The organism is Pseudomonas gregormendelii (genome assembly GCF_017114825.1).
GTDB lineage: Bacteria > Pseudomonadota > Gammaproteobacteria > Pseudomonadales > Pseudomonadaceae > Aquipseudomonas > Aquipseudomonas gregormendelii.
The window spans coordinates 74088-89349 of the sequence record NZ_JADEVO010000016.1; the positions used below are offsets into that span (position 1 = coordinate 74088).

Genomic DNA, 15262 nt, shown 5'->3' on the forward strand with positions numbered 1-15262 from the left:
GCCGCCCCATGGACATCGATCTCGCCCGCACCTTCCTCGAAATTGTTCGTCACGGCAGCCTCGCCGCCGCAGCGCAGAAGCTGCATGTTACCCAGACCGCCATCACTGCACGGGTACAAAAACTCGAAAGCCAGCTCGGCAGTACGCTGTTTGTGCGCAATCGCGCCGGCGCCCGCCTGACGCCCAACGGCGAGGCCTTTGTGGTGTACGCCAACCAGCTGGTGCAAACCTGGGAAGCGGCGCGCCGGGATTTGCCGCTGCCCGAGGGTTATCACAATGTCCTGCACATTGGTGGCGAAGTCAGCCTGTGTAACCCGCTGATGCTCGGCTGGGCCGGCGAACTGCGGGAGAAGATTCCCGGCCATGCGCTGCGCATGGAAGTCCGCGATGGCGAACATTTGTTGCGCCAACTGGAGCTCGGGCTACTGGACGCAGCTCTGGTGTATCACCCCGAGTACTGGCCGCGCCTGCAAGTTGAGCAGGTACTGGAAGAAAAGCTGATTCGGGTTCGCCTGGTGGCCAAACCCGACCCTTACGTCTATATCGATTGGGGTCCGGACTTCCGCCGCCAGCACGATGCGGCGCTGCCAGAAAATGCCCGGGCGGCGCTGAGCTTCAACCTCGGCCCGCTCGGCTTGCAATACATTCTCGAACACGGTGGCAGCGGCTATTTCCGCACTCGAGTGGTCCAGAGCTACCTGGAAAGTGGCGTCATGGAAATAGTGCCCAAGGCCCCGGAGTTCAACTACCCGACCTATCTGGTCTACTCCCGCGACCGCGATTCGGCGACGCTGCAGCAGGCATTCAATCTGCTACGCGAAGTCATCAAGCGCGATGGTGACTGGTCACAGCGCTGGGACCCGCTGATCTGAGCACGCGCTGCACCGGAGCATGGCATTTGTGCCGTCGAGATCAATCCGGGCAGACGCCTGGAATCGGCTAATCTGCTGGGGTGACCATCATCCGGGGTGAATGCAGTGAGGCAGACCACCGATCTATTCCGCAGCCGCTACCGCGCTGCCGTGCACCCGCGCTACAACCCCTGGCTGCACGGCGTTTTTGTACTGGTATTCGGACTGCTGGCCTGTGGCGCATTCTGGAGTACTGTGCAACAGGTCCAGCCAGGGGAATGGCTGGCCGTGCCGCTGACCCTGCTGCTGATCAACGCCGGCGTCTACCTGGTGCACCGTCACCTCGGGCACCACAAAAAAAGCTTTGCGCGAATGTTCTACGCCCGACACGCCGGCGATCACCACAGTTTCTTCAACTCCGGGCACATGAGCTATGACAGCGCCCGGGATTGGCGGGTGATCCTGTTTCCGGCGTGGTTGATCGTGCTGCACACCCTGGTGATTACCTTGCCCCTGTGGTGGCTGCTGTCGCTGATCAATACCAACGTTGCCGGTTTGTTCGGTGGCTGCCTGGTGCTTGGTTACCTCACCTATGAAGTGTTCCATGCCTGCGAACACTTGCCGCCGAGCAACCGTCTGACCCGGCTGCCGTGGATCCGCCAGATGCGTCGCCTGCACGAATTGCATCACCGCCGCGAACTGATGCAGGAACGCAATTTCAACATTGTCTTGCCCTTGATGGATTACCTGTTCGGCACCCTCTACTGGGAACCGGAACACCTCACCACACCCCCGACGAGTAGGCCCATGACCCGCATGCAGCATCAAGTCGACATCGCCGCAAACCCGATTGAGGTGCTCGCCTACGCCAGCGCCGCAACCCGCTGGCCGGAGTGGCACCCGTCGTCCCTGACAGTCGACGGACAGGCCGGCCCGCTGCATGCAGGGTCACGCTTCGAAGAAGACATTCGCGCCGGAGGCCGTGAAGGTCACCTGAGCTGGGTGGTCGAGGAATACTTGCCGGGACGGCGCTGGATTGCCCGCGCCCAGGGCGATAACGGCCTGTCGCTGGTGCTGACCTATGAGTGCGCGGCCCAGGGCAATGGCACACGGTTTATCCGCACCCTGGACTATCAGTTCGAGAGCCTGGCGATGCGCCTGGCCAATCACCTTCTGCTCAAGCACCGCATTGACCGCGAGTCTGCGCAATCCATGCTGGCCTTGCGCGCAATGGCGCAACAGCACCTGGCCCCCACAGGAGCCACTGCGTGAGTCGATCCATAAGGTTTCGTCATGTCGTATTGCTGGTGCTGGTGGCTATTGCGGCGTTCCTGTTGTTGATGCCCACCAAGGTCCGACCGGTGGCCTGGAACCCGCCACCGGCGCCTTCGCTCACCAGTGGCGTCTACGTAGACAATCAGCGCCTCAACGACGTCGAGCAAGTGGGCGCCGGCAACCTCGAAGGCCCGGAGGCATTGCTGCTCGAAGACAATGCGCTGATCACCGGGCTGCACGACGGTCGGTTGATCCGTACCAGCCTCGACGGCAAGACCACCCAGGTCCTGGCCGACACCGGAGGCCGACCGTTGGGCCTGGCGCGACATCCCAACGGCTTGCTGGTGATTGCCGACGGGGTCAAGGGCTTGTTATCCCTGGATGCCCAGGGCCGCCTGATTCCATTGGTCAAAGAGGCCAAGGGAGTGCCCTTGGGTTTTACCGACGACGTGGCCATCGACAAGTCCGGGCACTACGCCTATTTCAGTGACGCTTCCAGCCGGTTCGGCTATGGCAGCGATGGTGATGCCATCATCGAGCATGGCGGTGACGGGCGCTTGCTACGCTACGACTTCCAGACCGGCAAGACAGCCGTGCTGCTGGACAAGCTGGAGTTCGCCAACGGCGTCACACTGGGCCCGGACGACAGCTTTGTGCTGGTCAACGAAACCGGCGCCTATCGCATCAGCCGCTATTGGTTGAGCGGTCCGAAAGCCGGCACTCATGATGTGTTTATCGACAACCTGCCAGGTATGCCAGACAACCTGTCGTTCAACGGCGAGAACCGTTTCTGGGTGGCGCTCTACGCCCCGCGCAACGCCCTGCTGGATGCCTCGGCGCCGCACCCCTTCGTGCGCAAAATGATCGCCCGGGCCATGAGCGTGCTGCCCAAGCCGGTGGAAAAGCGTGGGTTTGCGCTGGGCATGGATTTGCAAGGACAGGTGATTGCCAATCTACAAGACGGGAGTCGCGACAATTATTCGCCCATCACCACCGTGCGCGAGTATGGCGAGTGGTTGTATTTTGGGTCGCTGAAGGCTAATCACATGGTGCGGTTGCCCCTGGCGAAGGCGCTCCAATAATCGGACTATGCAGGAGCCGGCCAGGTGCAGGCTCCTGCTGTCAGGTTAGTTACCTGGCCTGGAGTTGCTGGACGATCTTGTCCTTGACCTGCAAGCGCTTCTCCTTGAGCTTCTTCAGCGCATCATCACTGGGCGCATCCGACTGGGCGGTCTCTGCCTTCACCACCTCCGCATCGGCCTGCGAATACTTGTTGATCAGTGAATCCAGTAATGGATCCTTGGTGCGTTTTTGCTGGATCTCTTCCTTTGACAGTTTCAGGTCCTGATACAGATCGTGGGTCACCGGCATGGAACACCTCCGTTTGTTGATCGGCGGTGAACGCGATCAATTGCGTTCACCAATTGCCAGAATGGCCTTGGTTGGCAGGTTCTGTCGATACCGGGAGTGTCCGTTCGTCGTCCTGGCGCAAACGCGATCAAACCTTTGGCCATTCATCCCCCTCCATTTACTAACGATCAACGGATCGCTCATAAAAACTGTGTGGAGAATGATCAATGGACGGATTCACCTTGCGTAACGTCGCCCTGGCCGTAGCCTTGAGCACCGGTATGGGCACAGCGTTTGCCGCCACTTCCAACGATTTCGTCGACAATGCCGCCGCTGGCGGGATCGCCGAAATCGAGACCAGCCGACTGGCCCTGGAAAAGAGCTCATCGGCCGATATCAAGGCGTTTGCCAACATGATGATCACTGATCATTCCAAAGCCAACGATGAACTTGCAGCGCTGGCGCGCAAGAACGACATCGAAGTGCCGGACACCACGACCTTGGTGAAGCAGGCCAAGGAAAAGATCCTGGAAGTGCGTGATGAGTCCTTCGACGCCGCCTACGCCAACAATCAGGTCAAGGCACACGAGGAAACCATCGAGTTGTTCAAGAAAGAAGCCAATACCGTGACCGACGACAAATTAAAAGGCGCCACCGAGCTCAAGGCGTTCGCGCAAAAAATGCTGCCAGCGCTGGAAAAACACTTGGCAGAGGCGAAAAAACTGCAAGCTGCGCATCCAGACAAGTAAGGCGCTCCAACAAAAAGGCCGCATCAATCGATGCGGCCTTTTTCATGTGGCCACAACGCGCCTAGCCGCCATCGGTATCAATATCGCCATCGGTGTTATCACCAGGTTTGGCCCGATCCGGTTCAGGCTTGAAGCCCGGGCTGAATTCATTGTCGTTGTCGTCGTGCTGATTCTTCTGATCCACCGCTGAGTCGGCGCTGTCCGGCTCGCTGGTCTGCTGCTGCGAAGCAGAGTTGTCACCGGGGGTCTGCGGGTCAATCGCCGGATCGTTGCGGTCCACCGCTTGATTTTGTTGCTGCGTCATCGAGTCGTCTTTCATAGGTACCTCATTCATCAGTACAGGGCAGGCTGAGACACTCGCCTTATAGCTTCGAATCTGCGCCTCGAACAACGTTCCATCCATGATCACCTACGCTGTGTGAGATGATAAATAACTGCGCAGCACGACAACTATTTCGAACGGCAAATGTCATTGCTTTGCGCCGATCCAAAATTCACGTAATCGGCCAATAATTTCAAGGAGTTCAGGCACATGGCAGCACTGCAGACCAGCACACTCGATGCAATGAAAATCAACCAGAATCAACTGCTGGCTGATTGGGCGCAGCGCCTGGAAGCCAACGGTGCCTCGCGCAACGTCAAGGAACAGGACCTCAAGCAACAGACTGCGCAATTTCTGCAACTGATCGTCGCCGGCCTGGAACAAGGCAATGGTCAGAACGTTACTGCCCCAGGCTGGGACGAGATTCGCCAGTTCCTCGAGAAGCTGTCCCACAGCCGTGCCCTCCTCGGCCAGGACTCCCATCAGACCGCCAGTTTCATCTTCTCGCTCAAGGGTCCGATGTTTGCGATGCTGCAGAATCATTATCAGGACAACCCTGCACTGCTTGCCGAACAACTGTGGGAAGTCTCCGAGCTGCTCGACGCTCTGGGCATGCACACTATCCGCACCTTCCAGAAATCCCGCGAAGCAGTCATCAAGCGCCAGCAGGAAGAACTGCTGGAACTGTCGACGCCGGTGGTCAAACTCTGGGATGGCGTACTTGCCCTGCCAATGATCGGCACCCTGGACTCCCAACGTACCCAGGTCGTCATGGAGTCGCTGCTGCAGCGCATCGTCGACACTGGCTCGGAAATCGCCATCATCGACATCACCGGCGTGCCGACGGTCGACACCCTGGTCGCCCAGCACCTGCTCAAGACCGTCACCGCGATTCGCCTGATGGGCGCCGATTGCATCATCAGTGGCGTACGTCCGCAGATTGCCCAGACCATCGTGCACCTGGGCCTGGACCTGCAAGGCGTAGTCACCAAGGCTAACCTGGCCGACGCGCTGAAACTGGCCCTGACCCGCCTGGGGTTGACTGTCAGCAAGGCAGGTTGAGCCAATGGAACGCATTCCAATTCTGCAAATGGGCGACTTCCTGCTGGTGACCATCCAGGTCGACATGCACGACCAGTTGGCCCTGACGCTCCAGGATGACCTGTCCGAGCGCATCAGCCGCACCTCCGCTCGCGGCGTGCTGATCGACATTTCGGCGCTGGACATGGTCGACTCGTTCATCGGGCGCATGATCGGCACCATCTCCGGCCTGTCGCGCATCATGGACGCCCAGACCGTGCTGGTCGGCATGCAACCGGCCGTGGCGATCACCCTGGTGGAGCTCGGCATGAGCCTGCCGGGCGTCAGTACCGCCCTGAACGTCGAACGCGGGATGAAACTGCTGCAGGATCGAGTACGTGAACGATGAACGTGCGCAGCAGTGGCAGCCAACCCATTCAAATCGAACAGGACGTGGTCCTCGCGCGCCAGACTGCGCGCAAGCTGGCCACTGAATGCGGCATGCGGTTGATCGACCTGACCAAGATGGTGACCGCGGTCAGCGAGCTGGCGCGCAACACCATGGTGTATGGCGGTGGTGGCGACATGGATTGGCAAATCCTCGATGAAAACGCCCGCACCGGGCTGCGCCTGGTGTTCCGCGACGAGGGGCCGGGCATACCCGATATCAAGCTGGCGATGACCGACGGCTGGACTTCCGGGGGTGGCCTGGGCCTTGGCCTGACCGGCGCCAAACGCCTGGTGGAAGAATTCGAACTCGATACCGCGCCCGGCAAGGGTACTCGCATAACGATCACACGATGGGTATGAACATCAGCGGTTCGATGACGCAAGTACTCCCCATCGAAGACACCAGCCAGATCGGTCACGCCCGCCGTACCGCGCAGCAACTCGCCGAGCAGCACGGCTTCGACGCCACGGATGCCGGGCGCGTGGCACTGGTCGCCACCGAACTTGCCAGTAATATCCTCAAACATGCCGCCAGCGGTGAGTTGCACCTGCGTGTGCTGCCTCGCGCAGCCGGTGCCGGGCTTGAAATGCTCGCCATCGACCGGGCCAACGGATTTGACCTGGAGGCCTGCCTGGCCGACGGTTTTTCTACCGGTGGTACCCAGGGCATCGGCCTGGGCGCGGTGTCGCGCCAGACCCAAGTCTTTGATGTGTATGCCGACGCCCGGGGCGCTGTGCTGCTGGCCCGGCTGTACCCACGCAACGACAAGGCTGCGGACCAGCGGTTCGGCGTCAGCCAGCATTCCCTGCGCAACGACCCCGCCTGCGGTGATGTCTGGCACCTGGCCTTTGACGGCCCGCGTATCAGTGCCCTGGTGATCGATGGCCTGGGCCACGGCGAGGACGCCGAACGCGCCGCACGTGCGGGTGAACAGACCTTCGCCTTGGCGCCGTTCACCACGCCGGTGATGCTGCTCGAAGACATCCATCGCGACATGATCGGCACCCGCGGCGGCGCCCTGGCGATTGCACAGTTCGACGGTGACGCCGATGCACTGAAATTCGTCGGCATCGGCAACATCGGTGCCTGCCTGATCGCCCCTGGAAAATCACGCGGCCTGGCTTCCCACCCCGGCATCGTCGGTGGGCAATATCGAAAGGCGCAACCCTTTGACTATGCTCAAGTGAACGGACAACTATTGATCATGTACAGCGACGGCCTGCAGTCCCGTTGGAACCTGCAAGATTACCCCGGCCTGGTGCACCGCCATCCCGCAGTGATTGCCGCCATTTTGCACCGCGATTTTTGCCGCGCAAGCGACGACGTCACGGTCGTGGTCATTGAGCTGGAGGCCCATCATGGCTGATGCACCCATCAATCACGACGAGCAGGCGGCATTGGTCGCGCAGTTGCAGGCCGAGGCCAATGCCCTGCGAGAGGAACTGGACGAGACCAACCAGGGTGTCCTGGCGCTGTATGCTGAACTGGATACCCAGGCCGACCAGTTGCGCCAGGCGTCGGACCTCAAGAGCCGTTTCCTGTCTTACATGAGTCACGAGTTCCGCACACCACTGGGTTCGATCCTGAGCATCACCGGCCTGTTGACCGATGAGCTCGACGGCCCCTTGAGCGCCGAACAGCACAAGCAGGTGGCCTTTGTCAGCACCGCCGCGCGCGAACTCAGCGACATGGTCGACGACCTGCTGGACCTGGCCAAGATCGAAGCCGGGCGCATCAATATCTCCCCCGCCTGGTTCGACATGTTCGACCTGTTCGCCGCGTTGCGCGGCATGTTTCGCCCGATTGTCGATGCCAGCGCCGTGGACCTGATTTTCGAAGAACCGGTGGGCCTGCCGAAGCTGTTCACCGATGACAAGAAGCTCGCACAGATCCTGCGCAACTTCATTTCCAACTCGCTGAAGTTCACCACCCGCGGCGAAGTCCGGGTCTCGGCACGGCTGCACGACGCTACTCACGTACGTTTTGCCGTCAGCGACACCGGAATAGGTATCGCCCCGGAGCTACATGGCGCATTGTTCGAGGACTTTTCCCAGGTCGACTCTCCGCTGCAGAAGCGCCTTCGCGGCACCGGACTCGGACTGTCCCTGTGCAAACGCTTTGCTCAGTTACTGGGTGGCGAAGTCGGCCTGGAGAGCAAGCCGGGCCTGGGCTCGACCTTTTTCGTGATCATCCCGCTGGCAATTGCAATGGAGCCCGTAGATGAAACGTGACATCCGCCTGCTGGTCGTCGATGACAACGTCGCCACGCGCTACGCCTTGCGCCGTCGCCTGGAAAGCCACGGCTATGAGGTGTTGGAGGCCGGCACCGGTGGCGAGGGCCTCGAACTGATCGCCAGTGTCGCCCTCGACGCGCTGATTCTCGACGTGAACCTGCCGGACATGAGCGGTTTCGACATCGTGCGCAAGCTGCGCTGCGACCCCGCCACCGCCCTGCTGCCGGTGATTCACGTGTCGGCGGCGTCGATCCAGACTGGCGATATCATCACCGGCCTGGACGCTGGCGCGGATGCCTACCTGATTCACCCGGTGGACCCGGATGTGCTGCTGGCGACCCTGCGCACCTTGCTGCGGGTGCGTGAAACGGAAAATGCGCTGCGCGAGAGCGAGGCGCGTTTTCGGGAAATCTTTGTCAATGTGTCTGCGCCCATCGCGGTGCTGGACGCGCAGCTCAAGGTGCACGAATGCAATCACGCGTTCACGCAGCTGATGCAGGACAACCTCGACCCGGATGCCCTGCGCGAGTGTTTTGCCCCGGACCAGGGCGCGGTCATTGACGAACTGCGCCTGCGCCTGGCCTATGGCGAGCGCTGGAAAGGCACGCTGAATATGCGCGTGCACGGCGAAGTCCGCGAGACCGAATGGCAGCTCTCACCCTACCGCACACCTGAACTGAGCCTGGTGTTCGTCGAGGACGTCACCGAGCACCGTCATCGTGAGCGCTCGCACCTGGCGCGCCTGGATGACGCCACTACCCAGCTGGCCAACGAAGTCGCACAACGGGCACGCACCGAGGCGCAGCTGCTGCAGGTGCAGAAGATGGACGCGCTGGGCAAGCTCACCGGCGGCATCGCTCATGACTTCAACAACCTGCTGACCGGCATTATCACCAGCCTCGAACTGATCCAGAAGCGCATCGCCGCGTCACGCACCGACAAGGTCCAGTTGTATACCGAAGCCGCCTTGAGCTCTGCCATGAGTGCCGCCTCCCTCACTCATCGCCTGCTGGCCTTTGCCCGCCAGCAGCCACTGGACACCCGGCCGGTGGACATCAACGCCCAGGTGCGTTCGCTGGAAGAATTACTGATGCGCACCATCGGTGAGCGCATCGCCCTGAAACTTGAGCTGACGTCCAAGGCGGCGATCGCCCTGGTCGACCCGGTCCAGCTGGAAAGTGCCGTGCTCAACCTGGTGATCAACGCGCGCGATGCGCTGCCCCAGGGCGGTAATATCTGGGTCAGTACCTATGCCGCCTTCTCCCACGGAGATCCCAACCTGGCGGACGGTGCGTATGTCGCCCTGGCCGTACGCGATGACGGTACGGGCATCGATCACAGCGTCATCGACAAGGTCTTCGATCCGTTTTTCACCACCAAACCGTTGGGCCAGGGCACCGGGCTCGGGTTGTCGACCATCTACGGCTTCGCCCGCCAGTCCGGCGGCGACGCGCACATCCGTAGCGTGGCGCGCCGCGGTACCGAAGTCACGATCATGCTGCCCGCCACTTCCGACCCGACCTCCAGCCAGCCCCCCCCACTCACGGCAGATGCTCAGGGCGATGGCGAGCACGTGCTGATCGTCGAGGACATGCCGTCAGTGCGCATGTTCGTCACCGAGGTGCTGATGGACGCTGGTTACCGCTGCACCCAGGTCGGCGACATTGAAAGCGCACTCGAGCGGTTGCAGAACGACACGTCGATCGACCTGCTGCTGACCGACGTCGGCCTGCCGCGCATGACCGGCCGCGAGCTGGCGGACGTAGCCCGAGGCTGGCGCGCGCAGTTGCCGATCCTGTTCATGACCGGCTATGCGGAAAACGCGATCAACCGCCAGGTATTCCTCGGCGATGGCATGGAAATGCTGGTCAAGCCATTCCAGATCAACGAGCTGCTGGACAAGGTGCGGCGTACGATTGATGGGGTTTGATCTACCGTTTGTGCGGGCAAGACCTGTGGGAGCAAGGCCTGCCCGCGATCAAGGCGCCGCGGTGAGTCTGCAAGACCTTGTTATCGTTCATCGCGGGCAAGCCTTGCTCCCACAGAATCTTGCTCTCATGGGCTTGCTTTCATAGGTCTTGTTCTTACAGATCTTGCTCATTCCGGTCTTGCTTCTACAGGTTGAGCGTCCTGGCCAAAAACGGTGCAGTCTTGCTCTTCCTGCTTTTGGCAACTTTCAGCGGCACCCCCGCCACCACAATTTTACCGCCCTGATCCCCTGCCCCGGGCCCGATATCAATCACCCAGTCACTCTGCGCCACCACGCGCATCTCGTGCTCGACCACTATCACCGTATGCCCCGCTGACACCAGGGTGTTGAGCTGTTCCATCAGCCGATCGACATCCCGCGGGTGCAACCCGGTGGTCGGTTCGTCGAGCACGTACAGGGTGGCGCCGCGCTGGTTGCGCTGCAGTTCAGTAGCCAGTTTGATGCGCTGGGCTTCGCCGCCCGACAGCTCGGTGGCTGGCTGGCCGAGGCGCAAATACCCCAGGCCAATGTCACGCAACACCTCCAGTGAACGGCGGATGCCAGCTTGCCCGGCAAAAACCGACACCGCTTCATCCACGGTCAGCTGCAGCACCTGGGCGATGTTCAAGCCTTGCCAGGTGATAGCCAGGGTCTGGGGGTTGTAGCGCGCACCATGGCAGGTTGGGCATGGCGCATACACGCTGGGCATGAACAGCAACTCGACGCTGACAAAACCTTCGCCTTCACAGGTGGGGCAGCGGCCCTTGGCGACATTGAAAGAGAACTGCCCGGCATCGTAGCCCTGCGCCCGCGCCTGATCAGTGCCGGCATACAGCTTGCGCACGCTGTCGAACAGGCCCGTATAGGTCGCCAGGTTCGAGCGCGGCGTACGGCCAATCGGTTTCTGGTCGACCTGCACCAGGCGCTTGATCGACGTCAGCCCCGCGGTCACCTGACCGCCACTGACCTGGGGCGCATCGTCCTCCAGGCTCGGCTCCTCGGCATCACTCTCAGCCACCGGGCGGCCCAGGTGCGCGCCCACCAGTTCCAGCAATGCCTGGCTGACCAGGCTCGATTTCCCCGACCCCGAAACACCGGTAACCGAAGTGAAACAGCCCAGCGGAAATTCCACACTGAGGTTGTCCAGGTTGTTGCGGGTGATCCCCTCGAGTCGCAGCCAGTCGGCTGGCTTGCGGCAGGCGCGCGCCTGGCTCGCTGCCTCGGCGAACAGGTAGTCGCGGGTTTGCGATTCCTTGACCTGATTCAGGCCGGCCGGTGGCCCGCTGTACAAGATCCGCCCGCCATGCTCACCGGCCGCCGGGCCGACGTCGATCAGCCAGTCGGCACGGCGCATGGTTTCCAGATCGTGCTCGACCACAAACAGGGTATTGCCGCAGGCCTTCAGCCGTTGCAAGGCATCGAACAGCGCCTCGCCATCTGCCGGGTGCAGGCCTGCGGAGGGTTCGTCGAGCACGTAGATCACGCCGAACAGTTGCGAACCCAGTTGGGTCGCCAGGCGCAGGCGTTGCAACTCGCCGGACGACAGGGTCGGCGTGCTGCGCTCCAGTGCCAGGTAGCCCAGGCCCAGGTCAGTCAGGGTGCTGACCCGCTCCAGCAAATCCTGAGCGATACGCTGGGCCGCCAGGCGCTTTTCCACTGACAAGTTAGGCGTATGCCGCACATCCGGCGCATTGGCATGCGCACTGGCCCCGTGGGCGACGCGCTGGGCCCGGGCTTCCAGGGTTTGGCTTGGCGTGAAGACATCACCCGCTTCTTCGGCCTGGTCCAGATAGCTCTGCGCCGCCACCGGTTTCAACACCTCGGCAAACTGCAGCAAGGGCATCTGAGACAACTCGCCGATATCATAACCGGCGAACTTCACCGACAACGCTTCGCGCTTGAGGCGTTTGCCGTCGCACACGGGGCATGGACTGCCGAGCATGAACTGGGCAACCCGCTTCTTCATCAACGCGCTTTGCGAATGGGTGAAGGTGTGCAGGATGTAGCGCCGGGCGCCGGTGAACGTGCCCTGATAACTCGGCTCCATCTTGCGCTTGAGGGCGACCCTGGTTTCTTCGGGGGTGAGCCCGGCGTACACAGGTACCGTCGGGGTTTCCTCGGTGAAGAGGATCCAGTCACGCTGTTTTTTCGGCAGCTCGCGCCAGGGCTTGTCGACGTCATACCCGAGCGTGACCAGGATGTCGCGCAGGTTTTGCCCCTGCCAGGCCATGGGCCAGGAAGCGACTGCGCGTTGGCGGATGGTCAAACTTGGGTCCGGAACCATCAGCGCTTCGGTGACTTCATAGACACGCCCCAGGCCATGACATTCCGGGCAGGCCCCCTGTGGTGTGTTCGGCGAGAAATCCTCGGCATACAGCATGGGTTGTCCGGGCGGGTAGCTGCCGGCCCGGGAATAGAGCATGCGGATCAGGCTCGACAAGGTGGTCACACTGCCCACCGACGAGCGCGTGCTCGGCGTGCCGCGCTGTTGCTGCAAGGCCACGGCAGGCGGCAGGCCATCGATGGAGTCGACGTCAGGCACCCCAACCTGATCGATCAGGCGCCGGGCATAGGGCGCCACGGACTCGAAATAACGCCGTTGCGCTTCGGCATAGAGCGTAGAAAACGCCAGGGATGACTTACCCGAGCCGGAGACTCCGGTGAATACCACCAGGGCATTGCGGGGTATATCGACATCCACATTCTTGAGATTGTGTTCCCGGGCACCGCGCACCCTGACCATGCCGGAGGTTGGATCGGAATTCATAGGCTGCCTTGATTCGATTGAGGATGCTTAATCTCAGGTTTACCAGATCAACCGCTCAGGACATTACGAACCATGCGCGTCAGCGCTTCCGGCCCATAAGGCTTGCTCAGCAGATGGGTATCGGGACTGAGCTGGTGATTGCGCGTAATAATGTCGCGGGTATGCCCCGACGTGAACAGCACAGCAACCGGCGGTTTCTGCACCTTGGCCCAGGCGGCCAGGTCCGAGCTCTTGATCAGCCCGGGCATGACCACGTCAGTGAAAATCAGATCCACCGCTACGCCTTCCAGCAACATCTGCATGGCGATGTCCCCGTTGGCAGCGATCAGCACCTTGTAACCCTCCTCGTGCAGCAGCTCCACGGCCGCGGCGCGCACCGCCTCGTTATCCTCCACCACCAGGACAGTTTCGTGGCCACCTGGATGCTGCGCGTCGTGCACCGCTGATTCAACAGACAGCCCGCGCAGGCACCGCGGAAAATACAGCTCGACCCTAGTGCCCTGGCCTTCAAAGCTGGACATCTCGATATGCCCGCCGCTTTGCTTGACGAAGCCGAACACCATGCTCAGGCCCAACCCGGTGCCCTGGCCATCGGCCTTGGTGGTGAAAAAGGGTTCAAACGCCTGCGCCAGCACCTGGGGTGGCATGCCAACACCCGTGTCAACCACCGCAACCCGCACATAATCGCCGGCGACAATGCCCTTGCCGGCACAGAACTGGCGGTCCAGTGCAACATTTTCGGCGCTGAGTATCACCGTTCCCTCGCCCCGCATGGCGTCCCGGGCGTTGATTGCCAGGTTGAGGATGGCATTTTCCAGCTGGTTACGGTCGACGTTGAGATGCCAGGACACTTGCGGGACCCGCACATCGATCTGCAGGGTTTCGCCCAGCGCTCGCTGCAGCAACTCGGCCAGGCCTTCGAAGATTTGCCGAGGGTCGTAGACCGCCGGGGACAAAGGCTGGCGCCGGGCAAACGCGAGCAGTTGCGAGGACAGCTTGGCCCCGCGCTCGACCGCTGCAATCGAGGCCTTGACCCGACGTTGCACATTGGCGTTGTCCGGCTCATGCCGCGCCAGCAGGTGCAGGTTACCGGCGATCACCTGCAGCAGGTTATTGAAGTCGTGAGCTACGCCACCCGTGAGGCCGCCGATGGCTTCGAGCTTCTGCGACTGACGCAGTTGCTCCTCGGCCTGCAGCCGCGCGCTGACCTCTTCGGCGACGCGTTGCTCCAGGTTGCGGGTGAATTTTAGCAGTGACTCTTCAGCCGTCTTGCGCACATGAATGTCGATCAACACCCCGGGGAAGCGCAACGGTTCGCCGTGTTCATCGAACTCGCAGCAACCGCTGGCCAAGACCCACAGATGACTGCCATCGGGGCGCAACACGCGGTATTCGGCGTTAAAGGGTTCACCGGTTTTCTGCGCCTGGTTAACCTGCTCACGGACCCAGCCCACGTCCTCGGGGTGTATCCGCGATTCAGCGACGGCACTGGGCAGGTTGGACAGGTCGTAGCCTGGCGGAAAGGAGAATGTGCGGGCGAATCGTTCGTCGCCGGAAAGAATGTCGGCCTTCAGGTCCCAGACGAAGGAGCCCAGCAAGGCCCCGGCATTGAGTGCCAGGCGGACCCGCTCGTTATCGGCGCGATAGGCATCTTCAGCCGCCCGGCGCCGGCGCTCGGAAATGACATGGTCGGTGGTATCGACCACCATCGCCATGACGCCTGCGGGCCGACCCTCGTCATTGGCCACCGGGCTGTAATAGAGATCGAGCCAGACGTCTTCGGGGACCCCGTTGCGTAACAGCACCAGTTCCTTGTTGTGATAGGACAAGGTGCCGCCGCCCAGGCACGTGTCCACCACATGCCGGTTGAATTCGGCGACTTCCGGCCAACCCAGTTCCACCGGAGAGCCCAGCAGGTAAGGATGGCGGCCGCCAGCGAATGCCGAGTAGGCGTCGTTGTAGATCATGTACCCGGCCCGACCCCAGAGCATGACCATCGGCAAGGGCGACGCAAGCATTAACTGCACGGTGCTGCACAGGCTTTTCTGCCAATTCTGGACAGGCCCAAGCTCGGTCAGGCTCCAGTCGAATGCACGAATGCGTCCGGCCATCTCACCGTTCCAGCCGGCACACCCGTGGCTTGCGTCTAGAAACTGCATCGACTGACTCTTTAGTCCCTGAAATGACACCTGTCTGCTTCGAGCGCACGCGGCGCCAATGGTTTCATTGCTTACATGCACATCGTAGCGGTTTGAAGCACGCGCAGGCGCTGTC

14 protein-coding genes are annotated in these 15262 nt (G+C 61.5%); 10 read left to right on the forward strand and 4 right to left on the reverse strand.

Features of this window, described 5'->3' with window-relative positions; all coding sequences use genetic code 11:
- The first annotated feature begins 8 nt into the window (after positions 1–8).
- The 3 genes from IMW75_RS13240 to IMW75_RS13250 all read left to right on the forward strand — a co-directional run bounded on the left by IMW75_RS13240 (position 9) and on the right by IMW75_RS13250 (position 3208).
- Complete coding sequence (locus IMW75_RS13240) at positions 9–872, forward strand: LysR family transcriptional regulator (RefSeq protein WP_205892854.1); 864 nt, start codon at positions 9–11, stop codon at positions 870–872.
- Positions 873–977: 105 nt separating this feature from the next.
- Positions 978–2123 carry an SRPBCC family protein gene (locus IMW75_RS13245; RefSeq protein ID WP_205892855.1) on the forward strand — a complete coding sequence of 382 codons (1146 nt, stop codon included), beginning with the start codon at positions 978–980 and terminating at the stop codon, positions 2121–2123.
- Entirely contained in the window at positions 2120–3208 is a 1089-nt protein-coding gene (locus tag IMW75_RS13250; protein ID WP_205892856.1) for an SMP-30/gluconolactonase/LRE family protein, read from the forward strand. The genes IMW75_RS13245 and IMW75_RS13250 overlap by 4 nt, the downstream gene beginning before the upstream one ends.
- A 49-nt stretch (positions 3209–3257) precedes the next feature.
- Here IMW75_RS13250 and IMW75_RS13255 read toward each other — a convergent pair whose 3' ends face one another.
- Positions 3258–3497, reverse strand: a complete 240-nt coding sequence (locus IMW75_RS13255) for a DUF465 domain-containing protein (protein ID WP_045057592.1) — start codon at positions 3495–3497, stop codon at positions 3258–3260.
- Positions 3498–3703: 206 nt separating this feature from the next.
- Here IMW75_RS13255 and IMW75_RS13260 point away from each other — a divergent pair, with 206 nt between their 5' ends.
- Complete coding sequence (locus IMW75_RS13260) at positions 3704–4225, forward strand: DUF4142 domain-containing protein (protein WP_205892857.1); 522 nt, start codon at positions 3704–3706, stop codon at positions 4223–4225.
- 61 nt (positions 4226–4286) lie between these two features.
- Here IMW75_RS13260 and IMW75_RS13265 read toward each other — a convergent pair whose 3' ends face one another.
- Positions 4287–4544, reverse strand: coding sequence for a hypothetical protein (locus IMW75_RS13265; protein ID WP_122840651.1), 258 nt, complete (start codon positions 4542–4544; stop codon positions 4287–4289).
- Positions 4545–4757: 213 nt separating this feature from the next.
- On the opposite strand from IMW75_RS13265, the gene IMW75_RS13270 reads away from it, so the two are divergent.
- Genes IMW75_RS13270 through IMW75_RS13295 form a run of 6 tightly spaced genes read left to right on the forward strand, consistent with a single transcriptional unit; the run spans position 4758 to position 10182 of the window.
- Positions 4758–5609 carry an STAS domain-containing protein gene (locus IMW75_RS13270; protein ID WP_045057595.1) on the forward strand — a complete coding sequence of 284 codons (852 nt, stop codon included), beginning with the start codon at positions 4758–4760 and terminating at the stop codon, positions 5607–5609.
- A 4-nt stretch (positions 5610–5613) separates the two neighbouring features.
- Positions 5614–5976 (forward strand): STAS domain-containing protein, encoded by a 363-nt coding sequence (locus tag IMW75_RS13275; protein ID WP_045057596.1) that lies wholly within the window; start codon positions 5614–5616, stop codon positions 5974–5976.
- The gene (locus IMW75_RS13280) at positions 5973–6377 is read left to right on the forward strand and encodes an anti-sigma regulatory factor (RefSeq protein ID WP_045057597.1); all 405 of its coding nucleotides are present in this window, start codon (positions 5973–5975) and stop codon (positions 6375–6377) included. Before IMW75_RS13275 ends, IMW75_RS13280 begins: the two co-directional genes overlap by 4 nt.
- A complete protein-coding gene (locus IMW75_RS13285; protein ID WP_205892874.1) occupies positions 6374–7384 on the forward strand; it encodes an ATP-binding protein in 1011 nt (336 codons plus the stop codon). Before IMW75_RS13280 ends, IMW75_RS13285 begins: the two co-directional genes overlap by 4 nt.
- Entirely contained in the window at positions 7377–8249 is an 873-nt protein-coding gene (locus IMW75_RS13290) for a sensor histidine kinase (RefSeq protein ID WP_045057598.1), read from the forward strand. Before IMW75_RS13285 ends, IMW75_RS13290 begins: the two co-directional genes overlap by 8 nt.
- Positions 8239–10182 carry a response regulator gene (locus tag IMW75_RS13295; protein WP_205892858.1) on the forward strand — a complete coding sequence of 648 codons (1944 nt, stop codon included), beginning with the start codon at positions 8239–8241 and terminating at the stop codon, positions 10180–10182. The genes IMW75_RS13290 and IMW75_RS13295 overlap by 11 nt, the downstream gene beginning before the upstream one ends.
- 184 nt (positions 10183–10366) lie before the next feature.
- Here the strand turns inward: IMW75_RS13295 and IMW75_RS13300 are convergent, their stop codons facing one another.
- Both IMW75_RS13300 and IMW75_RS13305 read right to left on the reverse strand, forming a co-directional pair.
- Entirely contained in the window at positions 10367–12988 is a 2622-nt protein-coding gene (locus IMW75_RS13300) for an excinuclease ABC subunit UvrA (RefSeq protein WP_205892859.1), read from the reverse strand.
- Positions 12989–13035: 47 nt separating this feature from the next.
- Positions 13036–15147, reverse strand: coding sequence for a hybrid sensor histidine kinase/response regulator (locus tag IMW75_RS13305; protein ID WP_205892860.1), 2112 nt, complete (start codon positions 15145–15147; stop codon positions 13036–13038).
- Positions 15148–15262: the final 115 nt, after the last annotated feature.

What these genes read in the sequence shown, in the direction of transcription:
- IMW75_RS13240 (WP_205892854.1), top strand. Translation starts at nt 9, where the DNA reads ATGGACATCGATCTCGCCCGCACCTTCCTCGAAATTGTTCGTCACGGC.
- IMW75_RS13255 (WP_045057592.1), bottom strand. Translation starts at nt 3,497, where the DNA reads ATGCCGGTGACCCACGATCTGTATCAGGACCTGAAACTGTCAAAGGAA.
- IMW75_RS13260 (WP_205892857.1), top strand. Translation starts at nt 3,704, where the DNA reads ATGGACGGATTCACCTTGCGTAACGTCGCCCTGGCCGTAGCCTTGAGC.
- IMW75_RS13265 (WP_122840651.1), bottom strand. Translation starts at nt 4,544, where the DNA reads ATGAAAGACGACTCGATGACGCAGCAACAAAATCAAGCGGTGGACCGC.
- IMW75_RS13270 (WP_045057595.1), top strand. Translation starts at nt 4,758, where the DNA reads ATGGCAGCACTGCAGACCAGCACACTCGATGCAATGAAAATCAACCAG.
- IMW75_RS13275 (WP_045057596.1), top strand. Translation starts at nt 5,614, where the DNA reads ATGGAACGCATTCCAATTCTGCAAATGGGCGACTTCCTGCTGGTGACC.
- IMW75_RS13280 (WP_045057597.1), top strand. Translation starts at nt 5,973, where the DNA reads ATGAACGTGCGCAGCAGTGGCAGCCAACCCATTCAAATCGAACAGGAC.
- IMW75_RS13285 (WP_205892874.1), top strand. Translation starts at nt 6,374, where the DNA reads ATGAACATCAGCGGTTCGATGACGCAAGTACTCCCCATCGAAGACACC.
- IMW75_RS13290 (WP_045057598.1), top strand. Translation starts at nt 7,377, where the DNA reads ATGGCTGATGCACCCATCAATCACGACGAGCAGGCGGCATTGGTCGCG.
- IMW75_RS13295 (WP_205892858.1), top strand. Translation starts at nt 8,239, where the DNA reads ATGAAACGTGACATCCGCCTGCTGGTCGTCGATGACAACGTCGCCACG.
- IMW75_RS13300 (WP_205892859.1), bottom strand. Translation starts at nt 12,988, where the DNA reads ATGAATTCCGATCCAACCTCCGGCATGGTCAGGGTGCGCGGTGCCCGG.
- IMW75_RS13305 (WP_205892860.1), bottom strand. Translation starts at nt 15,147, where the DNA reads ATGCAGTTTCTAGACGCAAGCCACGGGTGTGCCGGCTGGAACGGTGAG.